This is a genomic window from Pseudonocardia sp. ZF1 (assembly GCF_056835605.1).
Window position 1 is genome coordinate 812,526 of sequence record NZ_JAJNBY010000001.1, and the last position, 24,292, is coordinate 836,817.

The window sequence follows — 24,292 nt, forward strand, 5'->3', positions numbered from 1 at the left end:
CTATGACACCAGCAGGGGGAACGACACCCGTCTCCGCGAGCTATCCCCATCTTTGGTGATGTGCCGCCGCAGAACGGGATGGCGACGGTGAATACGCTGGAGGGCATGAGTAAAGCCGTGCTGACCGCCGTGGCGTGGCCCTACGCCAACGGCCCCCGGCACATCGGCCACGTGTCCGGCTTCGGTGTGCCCTCCGACGTGTTCGCCCGGTACCGGCGGATGGCGGGGGACCGGGTGCTGATGGTGTCCGGCACCGACGAGCACGGCACCCCGATCCAGGTCCAGGCCGACGCCGAGGGGCTGACCCCGCGCCAGCTCGCCGACAAGTACAACGGCGTGATCACCGACGACCTGCAGGGTCTCGGGCTCAGCTACGACCTGTTCACCCGGACCACGACGTCGAACCACTACCGCGTCGTGCAGGACATGTTCACCGCGCTGTACAAGAACGGCTACGTCGTCCCGAAGACGCAGCTGGGCGCGATCAGCCCGTCCACCGGCCGCACCCTGCCCGACCGCTACATCGAGGGCACCTGCCCGATCTGCGGCTACGACGGCGCCCGCGGCGACCAGTGCGACAACTGCGGCAACCAGCTCGACCCGGCCGACCTCAGGAACCCGCGCTCGCGGATCAACGGGGAGACGCCGAAGTTCGTCGAGACCGAGCACTTCTTCCTCGACCTGCCCGCCTTCTCCGAGGCGCTCGGCAGCTGGCTGTCGACCCGCACCGACTGGCGCCCCAACGTGCTCAAGTTCTCCGCCAACCTGGTGGAGAACCTCAAGCCGCGCGCCATCACCCGCGACCTGGAGTGGGGCGTGCCCGTCCCGCTCGACCTCTGGTCGGACAACCCGCTCAAGAAGATCTACGTCTGGTTCGACGCCGTCATCGGCTACCTGTCCGCCTCGGTGGAGTGGGCCCGCCGCGGCCCGGACCCGGACGCGTGGAAGCAGTGGTGGACCGACCCGGCCGCCGAGGCCTTCTACTTCATGGGCAAGGACAACATCACCTTCCACTCGGTGATGTGGCCGGCGATCCTGCTCGGGCAGAACGGCGCGGGCGACCGCGGCGGCGAGCCCGGGCCGTACGGGACGCTCGACCTGCCCAGCGAGGTCGTGTCCTCGGAGTACCTGACGATGAGCGGGTCGAAGTTCTCGACCAGCCGCGGCACCGTCATCTACGTCGGCGACTTCCTGCGCGAGTTCGGGCCGGACGCGCTGCGCTACCACATCGCCGTCGCCGGGCCGGAGAACCAGGACGTCGACTTCACCTGGGACGAGTTCGTCCGCCGGGTGAACTTCGAGCTGGCCAACGAGTGGGGCAACCTGGTCAACCGGTCCATCTCGATGGCCCACAAGAACGTGGGCGCGGTCCCCACGCCGACGGCGCCGCAGCAGGCCGACGCCGAGCTGCTCGCGTACTCGCGGGCCGGGTTCGACACCGTCGGCGGGCTGCTCGCGCGGAACCGGTTCAAGCAGGCCGCGGGTGAGGCGATGCGCGTGGTCACCGCCGCGAACCGGTACCTGTCGGACCAGGAGCCGTGGAAGCGCAAGGACGACCCGGAGCGCCGGGACACGATCCTGCACACCGCGCTCCAGGTCGTGCAGGACGCCAACACCCTGCTGACCCCGTTCCTGCCGCACGCGGCGCAGAAGGTGCACGAGGCGCTCGGTGGTACCGGGGTGTGGGCCGCGCAGCCGGAGAAGACGACCGTCGACGACCTCGGCGACGGCCCCGCCTACCCGGTCCTCACCGGCGACTACGCCGCCGAGCAGGCCCACTGGGGGGCGACGCCGATCGAGGTGGGACGCCCGCTGGCCAAGCCGTCGCCGATCATCGCCAAGCTCGCGCCCGAGCTGGGGGAGACCGGGCCGGAGTGGGCCCCGGTCCGGAAGTGAGCGGACACGGCCGCCGGCCGCGTCCCGAGCCGCCGGAGCCGCTCGCCGCGCCGACGATCGACAGCCACACCCACCTCGACGCGTGCGGTTGCGAGACCGGCGCCGACGTCGTCGCCGCGATGGACCGGGCGGCGGCGGTCGGCGTCGTCGGCGCGGTCACCATCGCCGACGACCTCGACGGCGCGCGGTTCGCCGTCCGCGCCGCGCATGCCGACGACCGGGTGTGGGCGGCCGTCGCGCTGCACCCCACCCGGACGGCACGGGTACCGGCCGCCGACCTCGCCGAGATCGAGCGGCTGGCCGCCGACGACCGTGTCGTGTCGATCGGCGAGACCGGCCTGGACTACTACTGGGACCACAGCCCGCCCGCCGCGCAGCAGGACGCGTTCCGCTGGCACATCGGGCTGGCCAAGCGCACCGGCAAGCCGCTGATGATCCACGACCGGGACGCCCACGACGACGTCCTGCGCATCCTCCGCGAGGAGGGCGCCCCGGACACCGTCGTCTTCCACTGCTTCTCCGGCGACGCCGCGATGGCCCGGGAGTGCGCCGACGCCGGGTACGTCCTGTCCTTCGCCGGGCCCGTCACCTTCAAGAACAACCACGAGCTGCGCGCCGCCGCGGCGCTGGTGCCCGCCGGGCAGTACCTCGTGGAGACCGACGCGCCGTTCCTCACCCCGCACCCGCACCGCGGCCGCGCCAACGAGCCCTACGTGCTGCCGTGGACCGTGCGGGGGATCGCCGCGACCCGCGGGGAGTCCGAGGCCCTCGTCGCCGAGACGGCCCGCCGCAACGCCGAACGGATCTTCCGGCTGCGCACAACCGATTGACGCCGTCCGCCGTGACGAGTGGCGGGGTTGTCGTCACTCACCGTCGACCACCGTCCGCTCGTCGCCACGCGCGCGTCGGAAACGCTGCGCCGGGTCACGGTCCGCTAACGTCCGTCGTCGTACCCGCCGGGACGGGGTCGCTCCCCCGACCCGCGGGACGACGACCGGTCCGCTCCCCAGCGACGGTTCCGCTCCCCGGCACCGCGCCGGTCGTCGTTCCCGCAGGTCATGGCCCTTCCCGGACAGCCGAGCCCCCGGGAAGTCATGTCTTCGCGTCACGCCGCACCGCTCGCCGACGACGAGCTCACGCGACCGCTCCCCGTCATCGCGCCCGCCGGTCTCGCCGGCGACGAGGCCGGGTACGTCACCTACGAGGGCCGTCACCGCACCGCCGGTGCCCGCTCCCGGGCCGGGGTCCGGACGGCCGCTGCGGCCGCGCTGTTCTCGGTCCCCACCGGCGGCCTCGCCGCCGCGGTGCTCACCGCCCCGGCCGAGCAGCCCGCCCAGGAGCTCCAGGCCGGGCTCGCCGCGAACGCCACCGACCTCGGCACGGCGTCGATGAACCTCGACCGGCCCTCCTCGCCCGCGTCGTTCGCCCCGGTCGCCGCCCCGACCACCGGCTCGGACATCGTGAACGCCCAGATCGTCGAGTCGCAGAAGCTCCCGGCGCCGGAGCAGGAGGTGCAGGACCCGTCGCTCGACGAGGGCACCCGCACCGTCGTCGACCCGGGCCGCGAGGGCGCCCGCAGCATCATCTGGCGGGTCACCTACGACCAGGGCCGCGAGATCGCCCGCGAGCGCGTCGGCGCCGGTCAGGACACTCCGGCCATGCCGCGCGTCGTCAAGGTCGGCACCAAGAAGAAGGTCGAGGAGACCGTCGAGAAGGCCGCCGCGAAGGCGAAGTCCGCGGCGCCCGCGGTCTCGAACGGCGCGACCTGGGACAAGCTGGCCAAGTGCGAGTCCGGCGGCAACTGGGCGATCAACACCGGCAACGGCTACCAGGGCGGGCTGCAGTTCAACAAGCAGACCTGGCAGGCCTACGGCGGCGGGCAGTACGCCCCGACCGCGGACCAGGCCTCCCGCGAGGAGCAGATCGCGGTCGCGGAGAAGGTCAAGGACGACCGCGGCGGCTACAGTGCCTGGCCGTCCTGCTCCTCCAAGCTCGGCCTGAGCTGATCCCGCACGCACCCCGCCCGGGGTGCCCGGCGAGAATGGGTGCCGTGAGTGACCACGGGACCGACGGCGGCCGGAGCCGGAGCATCGACGCCGACGCCGACGGCGACCGGAGCCGGACCGCCGCCACCGCCCGCCTGCTGGGCCCGGCCGACGTCCGGGTGCTGGCCGAGCGGCTCGGTCTGCGCCCCACCAAGAAGCTCGGCCAGAACTTCGTCCACGACGCCAACACCGTCCGCCGGATCGTGAAGTCCGCCGGTGTCGACGGTGACGACGTCGTCCTCGAGGTCGGCCCCGGTCTCGGCTCGCTCACCCTGGCGCTGCTGCCGGTCGCGGCCCGGGTGCACGTCGTCGAGATCGACCCGGTGCTGGCCGGGCTGCTCCCCGCCACCGTCGTTGAGCGCGCCCCCGAGCTGGCCGGTCGTCTCACCGTGACCGGGGCCGACGCCATGCGGGTCGGCGCGGACCGGCTCGCGGCCGACGCCGGGCCCGGTGCGGCGCCGCCCACCGCGATCGTCGCGAACCTGCCCTACAACGTCGCGGTGCCGGTGATCCTGCATCTGCTCGCCGAGCTGCCGTCGCTGCGGACCGGGCTGGTCATGGTGCAGGCGGAGGTCGCCGACCGGCTCGCCGCCGGACCCGGCTCGCGCGAGTACGGCGCCCCCAGCGCCAAGCTCGCCTGGTACGCGGCCGCCCGCCGGGCCGGGCCGGTGCCGCGCGCGGTGTTCTGGCCGGTCCCCGGCGTCGACTCCGGGCTGCTGGCCTTCACCCGGCACGACCCGCCCGCCGACGCCGACCGGGCGGCGACCTTCGCGGTCGTCGACGCGGCCTTCGCGCAGCGTCGCAAGGTGCTGCGGGGAGCACTGTCGGGCTGGGCCGGCTCGGCCGCGGCGGCCGAACAGGCCCTGCGCGCCGCGGGGGTCGACCCCACCGCCCGCGCCGAGACCCTGGCGGTGTCCGACTTCGCCCGGATCGCCCGGAACCGCCCGGCTGGGCACCCTCCCACCCGACCGGACCGTGCCGGGGGCGGCGCATGATGGCGTGGTGACGCGGTCGAGGGAACAGGTGGTCAGCGCCGACGGGACGAACCCGTGGCCCGCGCTGTGGGCGCTGGTGATCGGGTTCTTCATGATCCTGGTCGACGCCACCATCGTCACCGTCGCGACGCCCGCGCTCCTGACCTCGCTGGACGCCGACGTCAACTCCGTCGTCTGGGTGACCAGCGCCTACCTGCTCGCCTACGTCGTCCCGCTGCTGGTCACCGGGCGGCTGGGGGACCGGTTCGGGCCCAAGCGGGTCTACCTGTGCGGGCTCGCGGTGTTCACCCTGGCCTCGCTGTGGTGCGGGCTCACGACGACCGTCGGCGCCCTGATCGTCGCGCGGGTCGCCCAGGGCCTCGGCGCCGCGATGATGACGCCGCAGACCATGGCCGTCATCACCCGGACCTTCCCGGCGGCCCAGCGCGGGCGCGCGATGAGCCTGTGGGGCGCCGTCGCCGGCGTCGCGACACTCACCGGGCCGATCGTCGGCGGGCTCCTCGTCGGCGGCCTCGGCTGGGAGTGGATCTTCTTCGTGAACGTCCCGGTCGGGGTGATCGCCTTCGTCGCCGCCTGGCGGCTGGTGCCCTCGCTCGAGACCTCGCGCCGCCGGTTCGACGTCGTCGGCGTGGTGCTGTCCGCAGCGGGCATGTTCCTGCTGGTCTTCGGCATCCAGGAGGGCCAGAAGTTCGGCTGGAGTGCCGGGATCTGGGCGCTGATCGGCAGCGGCGTCGTCGTGCTGGTCGCGTTCGTGTGGTGGCAGCGGGTCACCACCAGCGAGCCGCTGGTCACGCTGCGCCTGTTCCGGGACCGCAACTTCTCGCTGGCCAACATCGCGATCTGCACCGTCGGCTTCGCGATCACCGCGCAGGGCTTCCCGCTGATGATCTACGCGCAGAGTGTGCGCGGCTTCACCCCGACCCAGGCCGCGCTGCTGCTCGCGCCACTGGCGATCTTCTCCGGCGCGCTCGCGCCGTACACCGGGCGGCTGACCGACCGCGTCCACCCGCGGCTGATCGGCGGCTTCGGGATGTCGACGTTCGTCATCGCGCTGGCCTGGCTGGCATGGGTGATGGGCCCGGACACCCCGGTCTGGCAGCTGCTGCTGCCGCTCACCCTGCTCGGCATCTCCAACTCCTGCGTCTGGGCGCCGATCTCCACCAGCGCCACCCGCAACCTGCCGATGGACCAGGCCGGATCCGGTTCGGGTGTCTACAACACGACCCGTCAGGTCGGCGCGGTGCTCGGCAGCGCGGGCATCGCGGTGCTCATGGAGTCGCGGATCGCCGCGCTCGTCCCGGGCGCGTCGGCGACCGGCGGCTCCCCGGAGGCCGCCGCGACCGGCGGCCCGCTGCCCGAGGTGCTCCGCGAGCCCTTCGCGACGGCGATGGCCCAGTCGATGCTGCTGCCCGCGGCCGTGCTGGTGATCGGGTTCGTGGCCGTCGCCTGCTTCGCGACGCCGCGCCACCTGGTCGAGCACCGCGCCGCCACGGAGCGCACCGGCTCCGCGGAGTCGCTCCCCCGGTAGCTCCTCCTCCGGGAGCGGGCGTCTCCTCCGGGAGCGGGCGTCGGCGGTGGGCCGGGTGATCGGTCGGGCGGCGGTCCTCGGCGCTCCGCCGTGCCGCCCAGACCGTCTGGTCGTGAGGTCTGCACCCGTGAGGTCTGCACCGAGTGGGATCCGCGCCGGGCGATCCGCCTCGGGCGGTCCGCGCCGGGCGGTCGCGGATGCCTGTTGTGCGAATTCGCTCACCCGGTAAGCGAGTTCGCCGGAGAGACGGTGTCGGTGGGGACGATCCCGGTGCCGACGGTGGTAGATCGGGCGGTGGCCGTCCCACCGGCAGCGCTGTCCTACCCATCGGCCCGCGTGGGTGCCGGTTCTCCGAACTCGCTTACCGGGTAAGCGGATTCGTTGGGGGACGGGTGCCCGTGACCGGGGCTGATCGGCCTGCCGCGTCACCCGGTGCCGCGCCGCCGGGGTCGGATCGGCCGGGGTCGGATCGGCCGGGGTCGGATCGGCTGGGTCGGATCGGCCGAGGTCGGGCCGCCGGGGTCCGGCCGGCCGGCCTGACCGGGCAGTGCGGCCTGACCGGGCAGTGCGGCCTGACCGGGCAGTGCGGCCTGACCGGGCAGTGCGGCCTGACCGGGCAGTGCGGCCTGACCGGGCAGTGCGGCCTGACCGGGCAGTGCGGCCGGATCAGGCAGCGCGGCGGACCGGCAGCCCGGCCGGCCCGGTGAGCCCGGCCACCCCGGATGCCGGGCGGCGGCGGCCCGTCCCGTGCTGCCCGTAGGGTTGAGCGGTGCTGTCCGCCGTGCCGCGACCGGTCACCGTCCGGGTTCCCGCGAAGATCAACCTGCACCTCGCCGTGGGCGGGGTGCGGCCGGACGGCTTCCACGACCTCGTCACGGTGTTCCACGCCGTCAGCCTGTTCGACGAGATCTCCGTCGAGCAGGCCCAGGAGCCCGCGCTGGAGGTGCACGGCGACGGCGTCGCCGAGGTGCCGCTGGACGCCACCAACCTGGCCTGGCGGGCGGTCGAGCTGCTCGCGGAGAAGGCCGGGCGTGCCCCGGACGTGCGGGTGACCCTGCGCAAGGGCATCCCGGTCGCGGGCGGCATGGCGGGCGGCTCCGCGGACGCGGCGGGCACGCTCGTCGCGCTGTCCTCGCTGTGGCGGCTGGAGCTGGGCCGCGACGAGCTGTCCGAGCTGGCCGCCGAGCTCGGATCGGACGTCACGTTCGGCCTGCACGGCGGTACCGCGCTCGGCACCGGCCGCGGCGAGAAGATCATCCCCGTGCTCGCCCGGCACCGGCTGCACTGGGTGATCGCGCTGGCCCGGGGCGGGCTGTCCACGCCGGCGGTGTTCTCCGAGCTGGACCGGCTGCGCGGCGACGGTCCGATCGCCGAGCGGCCGGTCGAGCCCGTCCTGGAGGCACTGTCCTCGGGGGACCCGCGCCGGCTCGCGCTCAACCTGGGCAACGACCTGCAGGTGGCCGCCGTCTCGATGGCCCCGGACCTGCGCCGCACCCTGCGCGCCGGGGTCAACTCCGGCGCGCTCGCCGGGCTGGTGTCCGGGTCCGGGCCGACCTGCGCGTTCCTGTGCGCCGACGCCGACTCCGCCGTCGAGGTCGCGACCGAGCTCGCCGGGATGGGGGTGTGCCGGACGGTGCGGGTCGCCCACGGCCCGGCCGGCGGCGCCCGCATCGTCGACACCTCCGAGACCGGCGGCGACCACCCCCCCGACCGCGGCGGTCCCTCGAGCTCCGGCTCGTGGCCCCCGGTCCGTGCCTGACCTTACCGACGGTGGAGACGTAGTTGCCCGAGAACCTGCTCAACCTGGAGAACGTCACCGCGCACGTGCCCGGTGACGCCAGCCGCGTCCTGCTCGACGGTGTCTCGCTCGGCGTCGAGCGCGGCGACCGGATCGGCGTCGTCGGCCTCAACGGCGGCGGGAAGTCGACCCTGCTCGACGTGATCACCGGCGACCGGCCCGTCGAGGGCGGCCGGGTCAGCCGCCTCGGGGGCCTGCGGATGGCGCACCTGGTGCAGCACGACCGCTTCCCGGCCGGGTCGACGGTGCGCGACATCGTCCTCGCCGAGTACGGCGCCGACCACGAGTGGGCCGCCGACGCCCGGGTCCGCGACGTCCTCGACGGGCTCGCCATCTCCGACATCGAGCGCCCCACCGACGGCCTGTCCGGCGGCGAGAAGCGCCGGGTCGCGCTCGCCGCGGCGCTGATCGGGGAGCTCGACCTCGTCGTCCTCGACGAGCCCACCAACCACCTCGACGTCGAGGGCATCGGCTGGCTCGCGACGCACCTGACGTCGCGGCGGATCGCACTCGTCGTCGTCACCCACGACCGCTGGTTCCTCGACACCGTCTGCACCCGGACCTGGGAGGTCGCGAACGGGCGCGTCGAGTCCTACACCGGCGGCTACGCCGACTGGGTCTACGCCCGCGCCGAGCGCGGCAGGCAGGCCGACGCCGCCGAGCAGCGCCGCCGCAACCTGGCTCGCAAGGAGCTGGCCTGGCTGCGCCGCGGTCCGCCCGCCCGGACCTCGAAGCCCCGCTACCGGATCGAGGCCGCGGAGGCCCTGATCGCCGACGTGCCCGCGCCGCGCGACACCGTCGAGCTGATGGCGTTCGCGACCAACCGGCTCGGGCGCACCGTGCTGGAGCTGGAGGACGCGACCGTCTCCCTCGCCGGGCGCACCCTGCTCGACGACGTGACCTGGCGGCTCGGCCCGGGCGACCGGGTCGGCATCGTCGGGGTCAACGGCTCCGGCAAGACGACGCTGCTGCGTGCCCTGTCCGGGGAACGTGCGCTCGACTCGGGCCGGCGCGTCCAGGGCAGCACCGTGAAGATGGCGCAGCTGTCGCAGGAGCTCGTCGACCTGCCCGCCGAGATGCGCGTGCTGGAGGCCACCGAGGCCGTCGCCAAGTACGTGCGGTTCGGCAAGCAGGAGATGACCGCGTCGCAGGTGCTGGAGCGGCTCGGGTTCCCCGCGGCCCGCCAGTGGACCCCGGTCGGGCGCCTGTCCGGTGGCGAGCGCCGGCGGCTGCAGCTGACCCGGCTGCTGATGGACGAGCCGAACGTCCTGCTGCTCGACGAGCCCACCAACGACCTGGACGTCGACACCCTCGCCGGGCTGGAGGACCTCCTCGACGGCTGGCCGGGCACCCTGGTGGTCGTCAGCCACGACCGGTACCTCACCGAGCGGGTGTGCGACCAGGTCGTCGCCCTGTTCGGCGACGGCCACCTCACCCACCTGCCCGGCGGGATCGGCGAGTACCTGACCCGCCGTGCCGCCACCGGCCACGGCCCCGCCGGGGCCGCACCGACCGCGCCGGTACCGGCCGGTGCGCCCGTCGCACAGGCGGCCGGGCCGAAGGCGAGCGCCGCGGAGCAGCGGGCCGCCCGCAAGGACGCCCAGCGCCTGGAACGACGGATGGGGCAGCTCACCGCGCAGGAGGAGAAGCTCCACGCCCGGCTCGCCGAGGCCGCCACCGAGCCCGGAAAGCTGATGGAGCTGGACCGGGAGCTGAAGGCCGTCGTCGCCGAGCGCGAGAGCGTCGAGCTGGAGTGGCTCGAGGCCGCCGAGCGCGCCGAGGGATGAGGGGTCTCTCCTACCCAGGTAGGAGAGACCCCGGGTAAGAGATCAGTAGTTCGACCGATCCGCGGCCCCCGGGTGCGCGGATACCGTCGTACTCGCATCACGGCGGGCTGGGGAGCCTCGCCGGGGCGCGGGGGGGAGAGACGGGCCGGTTCCGTCGCCACAGTCGGGGGGTGGCGACGGGACCGGGCTCGTGGCGGTGAGTCCGCCACCCGCGGCTGTCACCGCGATGCCAGCGCCGTACCAGGGCCGTGTCAGCGTCCGGGCGCACGCTCACCGGCATGAACACTCCCGCTGTCGAGGTCGACGGCCTGGTCCGGACCTTCGGTGACGTCCGCGCCGTCGACGGGATCTCCTTCTCCGCCGGGCGCGGACAGGTCCTCGGGCTGCTCGGGCCGAACGGCTCTGGCAAGACGACGACCGTCCGCATGCTGGCCACGCTGCTCCCGCCCTCGGCGGGCCGGGCCGCGGTGCTCGGCCGCGACGTCGTCGGCGACGCCGCCGGGGTCCGCTCCCTGATCGGCCTCACCGGCCAGTACGCCGCCGTCGACGAGTCCCTGACCGGCCGCGACAACCTGTACCTGATCGGCAGGCTGCTCGACCTGCCGCGCCCGGCCGCCCGGGCCCGCGCCGTCGAGCTGATCGAGCGCTTCGGGCTCACCGACGCCGCCGGGCGCCGCGCCGGCACCTACTCCGGCGGCATGCGCCGGCGGCTCGACCTGGCCGCGAGCCTCGTCGGGCGCCCCGAGGTGCTGTTCCTCGACGAGCCCACCACCGGGCTGGACCCGCTGCACCGCAACGAGGTGTGGGAGGCCGTGCGGCGGCTCGCCGAGGACGGTGTCACCGTCCTGCTCACCACCCAGTACCTGGAGGAGGCCGACCAGCTCGCGCACGACCTGGTCGTCCTGGACCGGGGGCGGGTCATCGCCTCGGGCACGGCCGCGCAGCTGAAGTCCCGGGCCGGCGGGCGACGCCTGCACGTGCGCCCCGAGCTGCCGCGCGAGGCACCGCTGGTCGCCGCCGTCGTCGCGCAGGAGGCCGGCGCCGAGCCGACGGTCGAGCCGTCCGGGGAGGTCACCGCGGCCGTCGCCGACCACGGTGCGCTGCGCCGTACCGAGGACCGGCTGGTGGCCGAGGGCGTCGCCGTCGCCGAGATCGGTCTGCGGCTCCCCAGCCTCGACGACGTCTTCCTCTCCCTCACCGGCCACGCGGCCGAGACCACCTCCGGAGGCCCCCGATGACCGCCACCCTCGAGACCCCGCCCACCAGCCCGAGCTCCGGCCGGTCGGCCGGCTCCGCCCCGATGCTGCCCTCGACGGTGCGGCACGGGCTGTCGCTGGCCCGCCGCGGGATCGTGAAGACGATCCACTCGCCGGAGGCGCTGATCGACGTCACGCTGCAGCCGGTCGTCTTCCTGCTGCTGTTCGTCTACGTCTTCGGCGGCGCGATCGCCGGCAACAGCACGGAGTACCTGCACTACGCCCTGCCCGGTGTCCTGCTCCAGACGGTGGTGTTCGCCTCCGCGGGCACCGGCGTGGGCCTGGCCGAGGACCTCAGGACCGGGATCTTCGACCGCTTCCGCAGCCTGCCGATCTCCCGCGCGGCCCCGCTGGTCGGCGCGATCGGGGCGGACCTCGTCCGCTACGTGACCTCCGGCGTGATCATGCTGGGGTTCGGGTTCGCGCTCGGCTACCGGACCCCGGCGGGTCCGCTCGGCATCCTCGCCGCGTTCGGGCTGGTCGTCGCGTTCGCGTTCGGACTGTGCTGGGTGTTCACCGCGCTCGCGATGGTCGTGAGGCAGCCCCGCTCGGTGCAGGGACTGTCCGCGTTGATCATGCTGCCGCTGACGTTCGCCAGCTCGGTGTTCGTCCCGACGCAGACGATGCCCGGCTGGCTGCAAGGCTTCGTCGCGGTCAACCCGGTCTCGCGGACCGCGGACGCCGTGCGCGCCCTGCTCGACGGCGCGCCGGCGGGTGGCGCGGCGACGGTGTCGCTGCTGACCTCCGCGGGCCTGGTCGTGGTCTTCGCGCCCCTGGCCGTCGCGCTCTACCGCCGCCGCACCTGAGGGCGCGGCGGCCGGGCGCTCACGGTGTGGGGGGCGCGTCCCGGGGGAGGGCCCGGCCACGGTCAACCGCAGCGTCGGCCGCGGCCGGGCCCAGCCGTGCGCGGACCCCCTCCAGCGTCGCGACGACCTCGGGCAGGCCCAGGTGCAGTGCCCCCCGGCGGGCCAGGGCGACGCCGAGCAGCTCACCGGCCCGCTCCGCGTCCCTCGCGTCCAGCGCCCACCGCGCGGCGGTCTCGGCGACCAGGCCGAGGATCGGTCCGTCCTCGCTGGCGACGGCGGACCGCCCGGCCTGCTCCAGCCGTTCGCGGGCGTCGCCGGGACGTCCGAGGGCGAGCAGCGCGGCCGCGATGAGCGCGTGCGTCGACGCCTCCCGCTGCAGCCGTCCGGGGCCGGGCCGGGCCGGCGCGTCGCACTCCTGGAGCAGGTCCAGGGCCTCCTGCGGTCTCCCGAGCCGCAGCTCGACGTCGGCCCGGCCCCAGCGCAGGCCGAAGTCCGCGCGGGGGTCGTCGACGATGTCGTGGTCGACGGCCAGGCGGAGGTGCTCGCGGGCCTCGGTCTCGTCGCCGTCGCGGGCGGCGAGCCGGGCGAGCTGCAGGTGGAACTGGGGGACGTCGTCGGCGTTGCCCAGCTCGGCGGACAGCGCGACCGCCTCGGTCCAGGCCCGGCGGGCGGCGTCGGTGTCCCCGGCGTAGTCCTCCAGCTCACCGAGCGCGAACGTCGTCATCCCGAGCCCGAAGCGGTCCCCGGTCCGGGCGAACAGCTCGTGCGCGGCCCGCAGCCGGACCCGCTGCACGTCGAGGTCGCCGGTGTTCTCGGCGTACGCGGCGATGATCTGCGACGCCGTCGCCCGCAGCCACGGCTCGCCGTCGCCGTCGGCGATGGCCACGAGCGCGGAGCGGTCCCCGTCACCGAACAGCCGGCCCGTGGGCCGGGCGAGCTCGACCACGGGGTGCCGCGGCTCGGGCAGCTCCGGCCACAGCGCGACGACGGCGTCGAGCTCCGCCTGCGCCGCACCCGGCTCGTCGCCGAACCCGATGTGGACCGTCGCCCGGATCGTGCGGGCGAACGCGACCGCGGCGGCCGGTGCCTCGGCCGGGACCGTCGCCGTCCGGTCGGACCAGCGCTTCAGCGACCCGAGGTCGCCGCGGACCATCCAGCTCCAGCCCAGTGCCGCGAACAGCCGGTGTGCCAGGGGACCGTCGCCGGCGTCGACGGCGCGGTCCAGCGCGCGGACGGCCTCGCCCTCCACCCGCCGGACGACGGCGAGCTGGTCGAGCTGGTCCCCGGTGCGCAGCCGAGGTTCCCCGGGCTCCAGCACCGCGAGCAGGTGGTCGGCGTGCGCCGCGGTCACGGCGTCGTGGTCCGGTGCGTCGGCCAGCCGTGCGGCGGCGTACTCGCGGATCGTCTCCAGCATCCGGTAGCGGGTCGCGCCGTCCTCGGCGCCGTCGACCGGGACGACCAGCGACTTCTCCACCAGCGCCGGGAGCAGGTCGAACGCGTCGTCGCCGCAGACGGCCTCGACGGTGCGGGCGTCGACCGGACCGGCGAACACCCCGAACCGGGTCGCGAACGCACGCTCGGCGGGGGAGAGCAGGTCCCAGCTCCAGTCGACGACGGCCCGCAGCGTCTGGTGGCGGGGCAACGCGGTCCGCGCACCGGTCACCAGCAGCCGGAACCGGTCGGCGAGCCGGTCGGCGATCTCGGCCGGGGTCATGCTGCGCACCCGGGCCGCCGCGAGCTCGATCGGCAGCGGCTGACCGTCGAGACGACGGCAGATCTCGGCGACGGCCCGGGCGTGGGCGGCCGGGTCGAGGTCCGGCCGGACGGCGACGGCGCGTTCGGCGAACAGCCGCGTCGCCTGCGCCGGGTCCAGCGACCCCAGCGGGTGCAGGACCTCGCCCGGCACCCCGAGGGGTTCCCGGCTGGTCGCCAGTACCCGCAGCCCGGGCAGCCGGGCGAGCAGGTCGTGCACGAGGTCCGCGACGTCGTCGACCAGGTGCTCGCAGTTGTCCAGCAGCAGCACCAGCTCGCGGCCGGTCAGCGCCGACACCAGCCGTGTCCCGGCGTCCGGACCACCGCGGTCCGCGACCGACAGCTCCGGCCCGCCGACGGCGTGCAGCGCGGCCGGGACCACCTGGTCGCCACCGGTCAGCGCGGCCAGCTCGACCACGGCGACGGCCGTACCGACGTCGCGCACGGCCTCCTGCGACAGCCGGGTCTTCCCGGCCCCGCCCGGCCCGACCACGGTCACCAGCCGCGTCGAGCCGAGCAGCGCCCGCACCCGGTCCAGGTCCTTCTCGCGGCCGACGAACGAGGTGAGCGCCACCGGCCGGGTCCGCTCCCGCGGCGGTCCCGGCCGCCGTGCGGGGACCGCGGTGGCGGTGGGCGGGTCGTCGCGCAGCAGCTCGGTGCGTGTCCGCAGCAGCTCCGGGCCCGGGTCGACGCCGAGCTCCTCCGCCAGCGCGGCCCGGGTCCGGTCGAGCACGGCCAGCGCGTCGGCCCGCCGTCCGGCCGCGTGCAGCCCGCGGGCCAGCGCGACGGCCGTGGTCTCCCGGAGCGGCTGCTCGGCGAGGACCGCGGTCAGCGCGTCCAGACCTGCCGTGGGCGCGCCGGCGGCGAGCCCGCGGGCGGCCAGCTCCTCGGCGGCGCCCGCGCGGGAGTCGGTCAGCCGGGTGGCGGCCGGTGCGGCGAACGCGAGCCCGTTCAGCCCGCCCAGCGGCGGACCGTGCCACAGGTCGAGGGCCTCGGTGAGCAGGGCGCGGGCGCGGTCGTCGTCCGGGTCGGCCGCCGCGGTCCGGCGCAGTGCGGCGAACCGCAGGGCGTCGACCTCGTCCGGGTCGACGGCCAGCAGGTAGCCGCCGGTGGCCGACCGCACCCGGTCGGCGCCGATCGCGCGGCGCAGCCGGGTGGCGAGGGACTGGAGCGCGTTCGCCGTCGACGGCGGGTCGTCACCCCACAGCGCGTCGACCAGCGTCGCGGTGTCGACCGGATGCCCGGCGTCGAGCGCGAGCCGGGCGAGCAGACCCCGCACCCGGGCGCCGGCGGGCAGCAGCTCGCGCCCGCCGGCGTCGGTGAGGGAGACGGGGCCGAGCAGCCGGATCGACATCACCGGCCATTCTGCCCCGCAACGGCCACCGGTTTCCGGCCGACCGAGGTCAGCTCGACCGCTGGACCACCTGCGCCAGCTCGTCGAGTGTCGTGAGGGTCTCGGACTCCGGGAGGGTCGGGAGCAGGAACGTGACCCGCTCGACGCCGACCTCGGCGTAGCCCGCGACGACGTCGGGGTCCGGCTCCCCGCCGAACACCGTGGTCGGCACGTCCGGCTTGCCCCGCTCGGCGAGGTCCTCGCGGACGCGGCGGATCTCGTCGTAGGAGGCGTGCGAGCGCGGGAGCCAGCCGTCGCCGACCTCGGCGAGCCGGTTCAGCGCAGCCTCGCTCTCCCCGCCCAGGTAGATCGGCGGGGTGCGGACCGGCTTGGGCCAGGAGAAGGACCGCTCGACGTCGAGGTGCTTGCCGTGGAACTCCGCCTCGTCCTCGGTCCACAGTGCCCGCAGCGCGTGCAGCTGCTCGGTCATGAGCGGCCCGCGGGTGCTCGGGTCGACGCCGTGGTTGCGCATCTCCTCGCGGTTCCACCCCGCGCCGACGCCGAACAGCAGCCGCCCGCCGGACACCAGGTCGAGGCTCGCGGTCTGCTTGGCGGTGTGGATGACGTCGCGCTGCGGCAGGAGCGCGATCCCGGTGCCCAGCAGCAGGTCGGTGGTCGTCCCCGCCATCGCGGTGAGCGCGACGAACGGGTCGAGGGTGCGGTAGTAGACCCGCGGCAGGTCGCCCCCGCCGGGGTAGGGCGACTCCCGGCTGGTGGGGATGTGCGAGTGCTCGGCGAGGAACACCGAGTCGAAACCGCGTTCCTCCAGCGCCCGGCCCAGCGGCCCGGGACGGATGCCCTCGTCGGTCACGAACGTTGCGATGCCGAACTTCATGACCGGCGGGTACCCGTCGGGCCGGACCGTCACGCCCGGCCGGCGAGCCGGTCCAGCAGCAGTGCCTCCGCGAGCACCCCGCGCCCGAACATGCCCAGGTGCAGGCTCTCGTCGATGCCGTGCCAGCGGCTGGCCGGATCCCCGACGCCGGTGACCAGCACCGCCGCGCCCGGGAACGTCCGGGCGAACTCGGCGATGAACGGGATGGACCCGCCGATGCCGGTCTCGACGGCGTCGTTGCCGTAGGCGGCGGAGAACGCGGCGCGGGCGTGGTCGTAGACCTCGCCGGCCGACGACAGGCTGAACGGCTCGGCGACGCCGTGGCCGGGCGTCACCGACACGTGCGCGCCCCACGTGACGTTGCCCTCCAGGTGCTCCGCGAGAGCGCGCTGGGCCTCGCGGGCGTCCTGGCCGGGGGCCAGCCGCATGCTGACCATCGCGCGGGCGCGGGGGAGCAGCACGTTCGAGGCCTCGGCGACCTTCGGCGCGTCGATCCCCAGCACCGCGACGGCGGGGGTGTGGTTGACCCGGTCCGGGATCGAGCCGGTGCCGAGCAGCTCGACGCCGTCGAGCAGGCCCGCGTCGGAGCGGTAGGTCGCCTCGTCCGGGTCGGGCGCGTCGGAGCTGCCGCGCACCAGGCCGGGGACGGCGACCTCGCCCTTGTCGTCGTGCAGGGTGGCCAGGGTGCGGCACAGCGCGGTCAGCGCGTCCCCGACCGGGCCGCCGTAGACCCCGGAGTGCACCGGGCGCTCCAGCATCGACACCTCGACGACGACGTCGACCAGGCCGCGCAGGCTGGTGGTCAGCGCCGGCACGTCGACGGCAGGGTTGGCGGCGTCGGCGATCACGATGACGTCGGCGGAGAGCTTGTCGCGGTGCTCGGCCAGGAGCGCGGTCAGCGTGGGGGAACCGGACTCCTCCTCGCCCTCGATGAACAGCACGACCCCGACCGGCGGCCGTCCCTCGTAGGCGCGGAGCACGGCGAGATGGGTCATGACGCCGGCCTTGTCGTCGGCGGCGCCACGGCCGTAGAGCCGCCCGTCGCGCTCGGTCGGCTCGAACGGCGGGCTGGTCCACTCGTCGTCGCCGCCGGTGGGCTGGACGTCGTGGTGGGCGTAGAGCATGACCGTCGGCATGCCCTCGGGTGCGGGCCAGTGCGCGACGACGGCCGGGGCCCCGCCGTCGGCGGAGATGATCTCGATCGAGGTGGCGCCCGCGTCGCGGGCCAGCGTCGCGACGGCGTCCGCGGAGCGGCGGGTGTCCTCGGCGTGTGCCGGGTCGGCCCAGATGCTCGGGATGCGGACCAGCGCCTCGAGGTCCGTGCGCGCGCCCGGGAGGACGGCGTCGACGGCGGCGGAGAGGTCGGCGGGAGCGGGGGCGGTGTGCGGCTCGGCCATGCGCCCGGATGCTACGCCGCGGCGCGTCGCGTACGGCCGGTCGTCGATCGTGCCGCCCCGCACGGGCGGTTCGTCGCTACATTCGGGCCCATGTCCCGATTCCTGGCGACGTTGCTGGAGTCCGCGACCGTTCCCGGCGGGCTCGCCCGTGGGATGACGACGGGGGAGCCGCACGATCCCGTTCGGCGTTCCTGGGCGGAGGTGCACGAGACGGCCCGCGGGATCGCGGACGCCCTGCGACGCCCCGGCGAGGACGGCGGCCCGGCCCTGCCCTTCGGCGGCGCCGTCGGGGTGCTGGCCGGCGAGCCCGCGGCGATCGCCCCCGCCGCGCAGGCGGTGTGGCTGTGCGGCGGCAGCGTGACGATGCTGCACCAGCCGACCCCGCGCACCGACCTCGCCGAGTGGGCCGCCGACACCGTGACCACCCTGGGCATGGTCGACGCCGCGATGGTGCTGCTCGGCCCGCCCTTCGACGCGCTCGCGCCGGTGCTGACCGAGCGGGGCGTCCCGTTCCGGATGCTCGACTCGCTGACCGGCGACCCCGCCGCGTTCGTCGCGGACGCCGCCGTCGCCGACGAGGGCGACACCGCGCTGCTGCAGCTCACGAGCGGTTCGACCGCCGCCCCGAAGGCGGTCCGGATCACCCACGCGAACCTGCACGCCAACATCGGGGCGATGGTGACCGCGTCCGCTCTGGACCTCGCGACCGACCGGATGGTGTCGTGGCTGCCGCTGTTCCACGACATGGGGATGGTCGGGTTCCTGACCGTCCCGATGACGGTCGGGCTGGACCTGGTCACCGTCACCCCCGCGGACTTCCTGGGCCGCCCGCGGCTGTGGGCCGAGCTGATCTCGTCCTACGGCGGCACCGTCACCGCGGCCCCGAACTTCGCCTACGCCGTGCTGGCCCGCCAGCTCGCCCGGGTCGACGACGGCGCGCTCGACCTCTCCTCGCTGCGGCTGGCGCTCAACGGCGCCGAGCCGGTGGACCCGGCGGCCGTCGCGGCGTTCACCGAGGCCGGTGCCCGCTTCGGGCTGCGACCGGAGTCGGTCCTGTGTGCCTACGGGATGGCGGAAACCGCACTCGGGGTGTCCTTCGCGCCCGTCCACACCGGGCTGACGGTGGACCGGGTCGACGCCGAGTCCCTGGAGACGCACCGGCGCGCCGAGCCCGCGGGCACCGGTCCGGTGCGGGAGTTCCCCGAGCTCGGACCGCCGCTGCCCGGGATCGAGGTGAAGGTCGTCGGCAGCGGCAGCCGCGTGCTGGGCCCCCGGGAGGTCGGGGTGCTGCACCTGCGCGGCGACGCCGTGACGCCCGGCTACCTCACCGTCGACGGCCCGGTGTCCACCCAGGACCGCGACGGCTGGTTCGACACCGGTGACGAGGGCTACCTGACCCCCGACGGCGCCGTCGTGGTGTGCGGCCGCACCAAGGACGTGATCATCATGGGTGGGCGCAACATCTACCCGACCGACATCGAGCGGGCCGCCGGTGCGGCCGAGGGCGTGCGCGCGGGCAACGTCGTCGCGGTCCGGATCCCGGCAGGTGACGGGCGGCGCCGGGAGTCGTTCGCCGTCGCCGTCGAGGCGAAGGGGGCCGACGGCCCCGAGGCGGTGCGTGCCCTCCGCGACGACGTGATCCGCCGCGTCGTCTCCGCGGTGGGGGTGCGGCCGGCCGAGGTCGCGGTGCTGGCCCCGGGGAGCCTGCCGAAGACGCCGTCGGGGAAGCTGCGCCGCGCCGCGACGGCGGACCTGCTCACCGCCCGTCGCTGACCCGGACGCACGGGAGCCCCGGTCCCTGCGGAGGGACCGGGGCTCCCGTGGAGGACGGGGCTCAGCCCGACAGCGGGTGGAACCGGTTCTGCGCCGGCTCCAGGCCCTCGGACAACAGGGCCTCGGCGGCGTCCGCGGCGAGGTCCAGACCGAGGTCCAGCTCCTTGTTCTCCACGCCGGAGAACCGCTTGAGCACGTAGTCCGCCGGATCCTGACGACCCGGCGGCCGGCCGATGCCGAACCGCACGCGCAGGTAGTCCTTCGTCCCGAGCGCCTTGCTGATCGAGCGCAGGCCGTTGTGCCCGCCCTCGCCACCACCGCGCTTGAGACGGATCACGCCGAAGTCGAGGTCCAGCTCGTCGTGGACGACGATCACCTCGGTCGGCGGGATCGAGAAGTACTGCACGAGCCCGGCGACCGGGCCGCCCGAGAGGTTCATGTACGTCCGGGGGACGGCCACGGTCACCGGGCGACCGGCGAGCCGGCCCTGCGCGATGTCGGAGTTCGACCGCTTGTGCGCGGAGAACCGGCCGGCGCCGGCCCGCGTCGCCAGCAGTGCGGCGACGCGGGTACCGACGTTGTGCCGGGTGCCCTCGTAGTCCGGCCCCGGGTTCCCGAGTCCGACGACGAGGGCCGGCCCCGGCACGGGGCTCACTTGTCGGAGGACTCGGAGTCGCCCTCGGAGTCCGCGGAACCCTCGGCGGAGTCGCCCTCGGCCTCGGCGTCGGTGGCCTGCTCCTCGTCGGACGGCTCCTCGACCACACCGGCGCCCTCGGTGTCGATCTCGGCCTCGAGGTCCTCCTCGGTCGGGGCCGGGACGACCTGCACGACGAGGTACTCCTCGTCGGTGCGCAGCTCGACGCCACCGGGGAGCTTCAGGTCCTTGGCGAAGTACTGGGTGCCGATCTCGGCGTCCTCCACGGAGATCTCGATGTTCTCCGGGATGTTCAGCACGTCGGCCTCGACCAGGACGGTGTTGAGGTCCTGGGTGACCAGCGAGCCGGGGACGGCCTCGCCGGTGACGACGACGTCGAGCTCGACCTCGACCTTCTCGCCACGCTTGATGACGAGCAGGTCGACGTGCTCGATGTAGGGGCGCAGCGGGTGCACGACCACGGTCTTGGTCAGCGCGAGCTGCGGGCTGCTGCCGTCGACGTCGAGCTCCAGCACGGCGTTGCGGCCCTGCTCGCGGACGACCGCGGCGAACTGCAGCGACGGCAGCGACAGGTGGACGGGGTCGGTCCCGTGGCCGTAGAGGACGGCGGGGATCTTGCCGGCGCGACGGGTGCGGCGGGCGGCGCCCTTGCCGAACTCGGTCCGGGTCTCGGCGGGAATGCGGGTCTGGGCCACGGGAACTGCTCCTCGAACTGTCTGCGGTGGAAGGCGCGCGCGGCGAGGAGCCGACCGGGATCGGCCCACGTCGATCACGGCGGGTCAAGAGTGCACCCGCCCTCGCCGCGGAGATGCCGAGAAGAGTACGCCAGGCCGGTGGCCGTCCCGGGGCCAGCCCCCCGGGACGGCCACGGACCCCGCTGGTCAGGCCGCCGAGTGCGGGACTCCCTGGCCCGGGTCGATGCGGTGCGGGCCGTTCTTGCCCGGCTTGACGTCGAAGTCGAAGATCCCGGTCGGCAGGTAGACCGTCGAGCACGAGTTCGGGATGTCGACCACACCGGACAGCCTGCCCTCGATCGGCGCGGCCCCGAGGATCATGTAGGCCTGGATCGGGGAGTAGCCGAAGTTCGTCAGGTAGTCGATCGCGTGCAGGCAGGCCCGCTGGTACGACAGGTGCGAGTCGAGGTAGCGCTGCTCGCCGTCGAGGGTGACCGAGGTGCCGGAGAACGCGATCCACTCGCTGTACTGCGGGTCGGTGTTGCCCGGTACGAAGATCGCGTTCTCGGAGACGCCGTAGGTCGCCATGCCGCCCTTGATGACGTCGACGTGCAGGTCGATGAAGCCGCCCATCTCGATCGCGCCGCAGAAGGTGATCTCGCCGTCGCCCTGGGAGAAGTGCAGGTCGCCCATCGACAGGTTCGCGCCGTCGACGAACACCGGATAGAAGACCCGGCTGCCCTTGGTGAGGTTCTTGATGTCCTGGTTGCCGCCGTTCTCCCGGGGCGGTGCGGTGCGCGCGGCCTCCGCGGCGGCCCGGTCGAAGTCGGCGCCGGTCAGCGAGCCGAGGATCGCCGAGTCCGGGTTCGGCGGCAGGGCCAGCGGCGGCACCCGCTCCGGGTCGGTGTCGATCAGCGCCTGCTCGCGGGCGTTCCAGCGGCCGAGCAGCTCGGGCGACGGCGCCGTCCCCATCAGCCCGGGGTGGACGATCCCGGTGAACGACACCCCCGGGACGTGCCGGGAGGTGGCCGTCCCGCCCCGGAAGTCCCAGATGACCTTGTAGGCGTCGGGGAACTGTTCGGTGAGGAAGCCGCCGCCGTTGCGGGTGGCGAACACCCCGGTGTAGCCCCAGCCCTGCCCGGCTAGCGGCCCGGAGTCCTCCTGCGGGATCGGCCCGACGTCGAGGATGTCGACGATCAGCAGGTCACCCGGCTGCGCCCCTTCGACGGCGATCGGCCCGGACAGCACGTGCACCCCGGCGAGCGGTGCGTTCAGGATGTCGTCGGCGGAGTCGTCGTTGTGGATGGCGCCGTCGAACCACTCGCGGCAGTCGACCCGGAACGTGTCCCCGGGCTTGACGTGCACCTGCGCCGGGATGTCGGGGTGCCACCGGTTGTGGCCGGTCAGCTGCTGGTCGGTGAAGGTCTTGGTGCTGTCGAGGGGGAAGACGTTCCTGGGCATCGGACACTCCCGGGGTCGGTGCGGACGCGGGCGGGGCGGACGGGGTGCAGCGGTCGGCGCGGGGCGGTGCGACGCGGTCAGGGCCGCGGCAGACCGCGGGTGGCGGGGTGCAGCGGCGGCCCGCCGGGGCGCAGCGGGCGCGGCGGTGGGGCGGAGACGACCTGCGGTTCGTGGGCGGTGGCCGTGGTGCGGTCGATCAGGGCCATCCGGCCGCGGTCGGCGAGGCCGAGCATCGGTGCGGTGATGACGCGCGGGGACTGCTCCCCGCAGGTGGGGCAGCGCGCCGTCGCGGGGGCGCTGCCGATCGGGTGCCGTTCCTCGACGGGGCCGTCGGCCCCGCACCGGTAGACGTAGAGCGCCACGGTCGTACCTCCCGGCACGCCGGGCGACCCGACATGCATCCGAGGAAATATTTTCCTGGGAAAGTACGACCGACGGGCCGGGGTGTCAACGCACCCGTCAGAGTTGCTGGACGACGTCCCAGGCCACCCCGTCGGCGACGGCGAGGAACACCTGCTGGCGCAGGTGCCGCCCGTGCACCTCGACGGTCCCGCGCGGGCTCTCGTAGGCCAGCCCCTCGGCCACCGCGGTCATCGCCGGGACCTCCGGCGACCCGGCCCGGCGCATGAGCTCGGTCAGCAGCCGGACGCCCTCGTAGCAGGACTCGCCGAGGCTGTTGAGCACCGGCGCGTCCGGGCCGAAGCGGTGGGCGTGCGCGGCCGCGAAGTCCAGCCCCGACGCGGTCGCCAGGTCCTCGAAGTAGCCGGCCGAGGTGAGCAGGCCGCGGGTGTTCTCCGGCCCCGAGGCGAGCAGCACGTTCTCCTCGATCAGCGAGCTGAACCGCAGGATCTCCCGGTCCAGCCCGAGGGCGCAGAACGCCCGGTTGAACTCGACGGCGTCGTTGCCGATCAGCAGCATCAGGACGGCGTCGCAGCCGCTCGCCTCGACCCGGCGCAGCACGCGCGCGAAGTCCTCGGTGCCCAGCGGGACGTACATCTCGTCGCAGACCGTCCCGCCAATCCGGCGCAGGTGCTCGGCCGCGACCTGCGCGGACCGGCGCGGCCACACGTAGTCGTCGCCGACGATCGTCCAGCGGCGCACCCCGGCGGCCTCGGCGAACCAGCTCAGCGACGGGCCCAGCTGCAGGTCCGGGGTCTCCCCGGTCAGGAACAGCCCCGGTCGCTGCTCGCCGCCCTCGTACAGGGCGGTGTAGGCGTAGGGCACCCGCCCGCGGATCCGGGGCGCGACGGCCTCGCGGACCGCCGAGATGTGCCAGCCGGTGACCGCGTCCACGGCGCCGGCACTGACCAGCGCGTCGAGCTCCGCGGCGACGACGGCGGGTGGCGCGCCGCCGTCGACCGGCACCAGGTTCAGCTCCCGGCCGAGCACCCCGCCCGCGGCGTTGACCTCCTCGGCGGCCAGCGTCGCGCAGGTCTCGCAGGACGGGCCGAAGATGCCCGCCGGACCCTGCAGCGGGACGACCAGCGCCACGTTCAGCACCTCGCTCCCGCGCGCCGGCACCGCCGTCGCGCGCCCGGGGTCCGGGAACGGAGTCATGCAGGTGACGCTATCCATCGTGGCGTCGCCCACCTAGCGCCTCGTCGGAAAACGTCCGGTTACGATGCGCTCATGTCGGAGCCCGCGGAGCACGTGCGGCCGTCCGGGGACGAGTCGCTGCGCCTGCTCTGCGCGGTGGGCCGGACGCTGGACCAGGAGCTCGACGACGCCCTGCGCGGCTGCGGGTCCGACGTCGACCAGTGGCGGGTGCTCGGCCTGCTCGCCTCGCGCGGCGGCTGCACGATGAGCGCGGTCGCCGAGCACGCGCTGCTGCTGGCGCCGCGGGCGACGAAGCTCGTGGACCGGATGACCGCGGCGAACCTCGTGCACCGCAGGCCCGACGTCGTCGACCGGCGCCGGGTGCTCGTCGTCGCCACCGGGCGGGGCCGCGCGGCACTCGCGGAGTGGGACGCCGCGGCGGCCGGGGTGCTGGACCGCTACCGGGACCTGCTGGGTTCCGACGCCGCCCTGTTCGACGACGTGCTGCGGCGGCTGCAGGACGCCACCGGGCGGGCCGGGGCGCCGGGCCTGGCGCGGCTCGCCACGACCGAGGGCTGAGGCGGAACGACCGACGGCGCCCCACCCGCGGGTGGGACGCCGTCGGCGGACGTGCGGAGTGCTCAGGCGTTGCCGTCGAACAGCAGTACCTCAGCAGGAACAGCGCCCTCACCAGGGCAGACATGG

General features: G+C 74.7%; 19 protein-coding genes. 11 read left to right on the forward strand and 8 right to left on the reverse strand.

Annotated elements, in window-relative coordinates; translation table 11 throughout:
• The first annotated feature begins 105 nt into the window (after nucleotides 1–105).
• From metG to ZF1_RS04145, 9 genes are all read left to right on the forward strand, one after another.
• On the forward strand, nucleotides 106–1,896 hold the full coding sequence (gene metG / locus ZF1_RS04105; RefSeq protein WP_482636512.1) for a methionine--tRNA ligase: 1,791 nt from the start codon (nucleotides 106–108) through the stop codon (nucleotides 1,894–1,896).
• Nucleotides 1,893–2,726, forward strand: a complete 834-nt coding sequence (locus ZF1_RS04110; RefSeq protein ID WP_482636513.1) for a TatD family hydrolase — start codon at nucleotides 1,893–1,895, stop codon at nucleotides 2,724–2,726. The genes metG and ZF1_RS04110 overlap by 4 nt, the downstream gene beginning before the upstream one ends.
• A 264-nt stretch (nucleotides 2,727–2,990) precedes the next feature.
• The gene (locus ZF1_RS04115) at nucleotides 2,991–3,902 is read left to right on the forward strand and encodes a transglycosylase family protein (protein ID WP_482636514.1); all 912 of its coding nucleotides are present in this window, start codon (nucleotides 2,991–2,993) and stop codon (nucleotides 3,900–3,902) included.
• A gap of 134 nt (nucleotides 3,903–4,036) precedes the next feature.
• Complete coding sequence (gene rsmA / locus ZF1_RS04120) at nucleotides 4,037–4,936, forward strand: 16S rRNA (adenine(1518)-N(6)/adenine(1519)-N(6))-dimethyltransferase RsmA (protein WP_482638672.1); 900 nt, start codon at nucleotides 4,037–4,039, stop codon at nucleotides 4,934–4,936.
• Nucleotides 4,937–4,943: 7 nt separating this feature from the next.
• On the forward strand, nucleotides 4,944–6,464 hold the full coding sequence (locus ZF1_RS04125; protein ID WP_405419418.1) for a DHA2 family efflux MFS transporter permease subunit: 1,521 nt from the start codon (nucleotides 4,944–4,946) through the stop codon (nucleotides 6,462–6,464).
• Between the two features lie 769 nt (nucleotides 6,465–7,233).
• Nucleotides 7,234–8,223 carry a 4-(cytidine 5'-diphospho)-2-C-methyl-D-erythritol kinase gene (locus ZF1_RS04130; RefSeq protein ID WP_062400202.1) on the forward strand — a complete coding sequence of 330 codons (990 nt, stop codon included), beginning with the start codon at nucleotides 7,234–7,236 and terminating at the stop codon, nucleotides 8,221–8,223.
• 23 nt (nucleotides 8,224–8,246) lie between these two features.
• Nucleotides 8,247–10,049, forward strand: a complete 1,803-nt coding sequence (locus ZF1_RS04135; protein WP_482636515.1) for an ABC-F family ATP-binding cassette domain-containing protein — start codon at nucleotides 8,247–8,249, stop codon at nucleotides 10,047–10,049.
• A 278-nt stretch (nucleotides 10,050–10,327) separates the two neighbouring features.
• On the forward strand, nucleotides 10,328–11,287 hold the full coding sequence (locus ZF1_RS04140) for an ATP-binding cassette domain-containing protein (protein WP_482636516.1): 960 nt from the start codon (nucleotides 10,328–10,330) through the stop codon (nucleotides 11,285–11,287).
• Nucleotides 11,284–12,111: an ABC transporter permease gene (locus ZF1_RS04145; RefSeq protein WP_482636517.1), complete on the forward strand. Its 828-nt coding sequence runs from the start codon at nucleotides 11,284–11,286 to the stop codon at nucleotides 12,109–12,111. Before ZF1_RS04140 ends, ZF1_RS04145 begins: the two co-directional genes overlap by 4 nt.
• A gap of 19 nt (nucleotides 12,112–12,130) precedes the next feature.
• Here the strand turns inward: ZF1_RS04145 and ZF1_RS04150 are convergent, their stop codons facing one another.
• From ZF1_RS04150 to ZF1_RS04160, 3 genes are read right to left on the reverse strand one after another with little or no spacing between them, the layout of a single operon-like run.
• A complete protein-coding gene (locus ZF1_RS04150; protein ID WP_482636518.1) occupies nucleotides 12,131–15,217 on the reverse strand; it encodes an AfsR/SARP family transcriptional regulator in 3,087 nt (1,028 codons plus the stop codon).
• Between the two features lie 49 nt (nucleotides 15,218–15,266).
• Nucleotides 15,267–16,091, reverse strand: coding sequence for an LLM class F420-dependent oxidoreductase (locus tag ZF1_RS04155; RefSeq protein ID WP_482636519.1), 825 nt, complete (start codon nucleotides 16,089–16,091; stop codon nucleotides 15,267–15,269).
• A 29-nt stretch (nucleotides 16,092–16,120) separates the two neighbouring features.
• Complete coding sequence (locus ZF1_RS04160; protein WP_482636520.1) at nucleotides 16,121–17,488, reverse strand: M20/M25/M40 family metallo-hydrolase; 1,368 nt, start codon at nucleotides 17,486–17,488, stop codon at nucleotides 16,121–16,123.
• A 90-nt stretch (nucleotides 17,489–17,578) separates the two neighbouring features.
• Here ZF1_RS04160 and ZF1_RS04165 point away from each other — a divergent pair, with 90 nt between their 5' ends.
• On the forward strand, nucleotides 17,579–19,261 hold the full coding sequence (locus ZF1_RS04165) for a fatty acyl-AMP ligase (RefSeq protein ID WP_482636521.1): 1,683 nt from the start codon (nucleotides 17,579–17,581) through the stop codon (nucleotides 19,259–19,261).
• A gap of 61 nt (nucleotides 19,262–19,322) precedes the next feature.
• Here the strand turns inward: ZF1_RS04165 and pth are convergent, their stop codons facing one another.
• From pth to ZF1_RS04190, 5 genes are all read right to left on the reverse strand, one after another.
• The gene (gene pth / locus ZF1_RS04170; protein ID WP_062400221.1) at nucleotides 19,323–19,916 is read right to left on the reverse strand and encodes an aminoacyl-tRNA hydrolase; all 594 of its coding nucleotides are present in this window, start codon (nucleotides 19,914–19,916) and stop codon (nucleotides 19,323–19,325) included.
• Nucleotides 19,913–20,611, reverse strand: coding sequence for a 50S ribosomal protein L25/general stress protein Ctc (locus tag ZF1_RS04175; protein WP_357545894.1), 699 nt, complete (start codon nucleotides 20,609–20,611; stop codon nucleotides 19,913–19,915). The genes pth and ZF1_RS04175 overlap by 4 nt, the downstream gene beginning before the upstream one ends.
• A 186-nt stretch (nucleotides 20,612–20,797) precedes the next feature.
• Nucleotides 20,798–22,051, reverse strand: coding sequence for a formamidase (gene fmdA, locus ZF1_RS04180; protein ID WP_476653831.1), 1,254 nt, complete (start codon nucleotides 22,049–22,051; stop codon nucleotides 20,798–20,800).
• A 77-nt stretch (nucleotides 22,052–22,128) separates the two neighbouring features.
• Nucleotides 22,129–22,413, reverse strand: a complete 285-nt coding sequence (locus tag ZF1_RS04185) for an FmdB family zinc ribbon protein (RefSeq protein ID WP_062400225.1) — start codon at nucleotides 22,411–22,413, stop codon at nucleotides 22,129–22,131.
• Nucleotides 22,414–22,510: 97 nt separating this feature from the next.
• Nucleotides 22,511–23,608, reverse strand: a complete 1,098-nt coding sequence (locus ZF1_RS04190; RefSeq protein WP_482636522.1) for a substrate-binding domain-containing protein — start codon at nucleotides 23,606–23,608, stop codon at nucleotides 22,511–22,513.
• Between the two features lie 72 nt (nucleotides 23,609–23,680).
• On the opposite strand from ZF1_RS04190, the gene ZF1_RS04195 reads away from it, so the two are divergent.
• Entirely contained in the window at nucleotides 23,681–24,166 is a 486-nt protein-coding gene (locus tag ZF1_RS04195; RefSeq protein WP_405419394.1) for a MarR family transcriptional regulator, read from the forward strand.
• The last annotated feature ends 126 nt before the right edge of the window (nucleotides 24,167–24,292 follow it).

What these genes read in the sequence shown, in the direction of transcription:
- metG (WP_482636512.1), top strand. Translation starts at nt 106, where the DNA reads ATGAGTAAAGCCGTGCTGACCGCCGTGGCGTGGCCCTACGCCAACGGC.
- ZF1_RS04115 (WP_482636514.1), top strand. Translation starts at nt 2,991, where the DNA reads ATGTCTTCGCGTCACGCCGCACCGCTCGCCGACGACGAGCTCACGCGA.
- ZF1_RS04140 (WP_482636516.1), top strand. Translation starts at nt 10,328, where the DNA reads ATGAACACTCCCGCTGTCGAGGTCGACGGCCTGGTCCGGACCTTCGGT.
- ZF1_RS04145 (WP_482636517.1), top strand. Translation starts at nt 11,284, where the DNA reads ATGACCGCCACCCTCGAGACCCCGCCCACCAGCCCGAGCTCCGGCCGG.
- ZF1_RS04150 (WP_482636518.1), bottom strand. Translation starts at nt 15,217, where the DNA reads ATGTCGATCCGGCTGCTCGGCCCCGTCTCCCTCACCGACGCCGGCGGG.
- ZF1_RS04155 (WP_482636519.1), bottom strand. Translation starts at nt 16,091, where the DNA reads ATGAAGTTCGGCATCGCAACGTTCGTGACCGACGAGGGCATCCGTCCC.
- ZF1_RS04160 (WP_482636520.1), bottom strand. Translation starts at nt 17,488, where the DNA reads ATGGCCGAGCCGCACACCGCCCCCGCTCCCGCCGACCTCTCCGCCGCC.
- ZF1_RS04165 (WP_482636521.1), top strand. Translation starts at nt 17,579, where the DNA reads ATGTCCCGATTCCTGGCGACGTTGCTGGAGTCCGCGACCGTTCCCGGC.
- fmdA (WP_476653831.1), bottom strand. Translation starts at nt 22,051, where the DNA reads ATGCCCAGGAACGTCTTCCCCCTCGACAGCACCAAGACCTTCACCGAC.
- ZF1_RS04190 (WP_482636522.1), bottom strand. Translation starts at nt 23,608, where the DNA reads ATGACTCCGTTCCCGGACCCCGGGCGCGCGACGGCGGTGCCGGCGCGC.
- ZF1_RS04195 (WP_405419394.1), top strand. Translation starts at nt 23,681, where the DNA reads ATGTCGGAGCCCGCGGAGCACGTGCGGCCGTCCGGGGACGAGTCGCTG.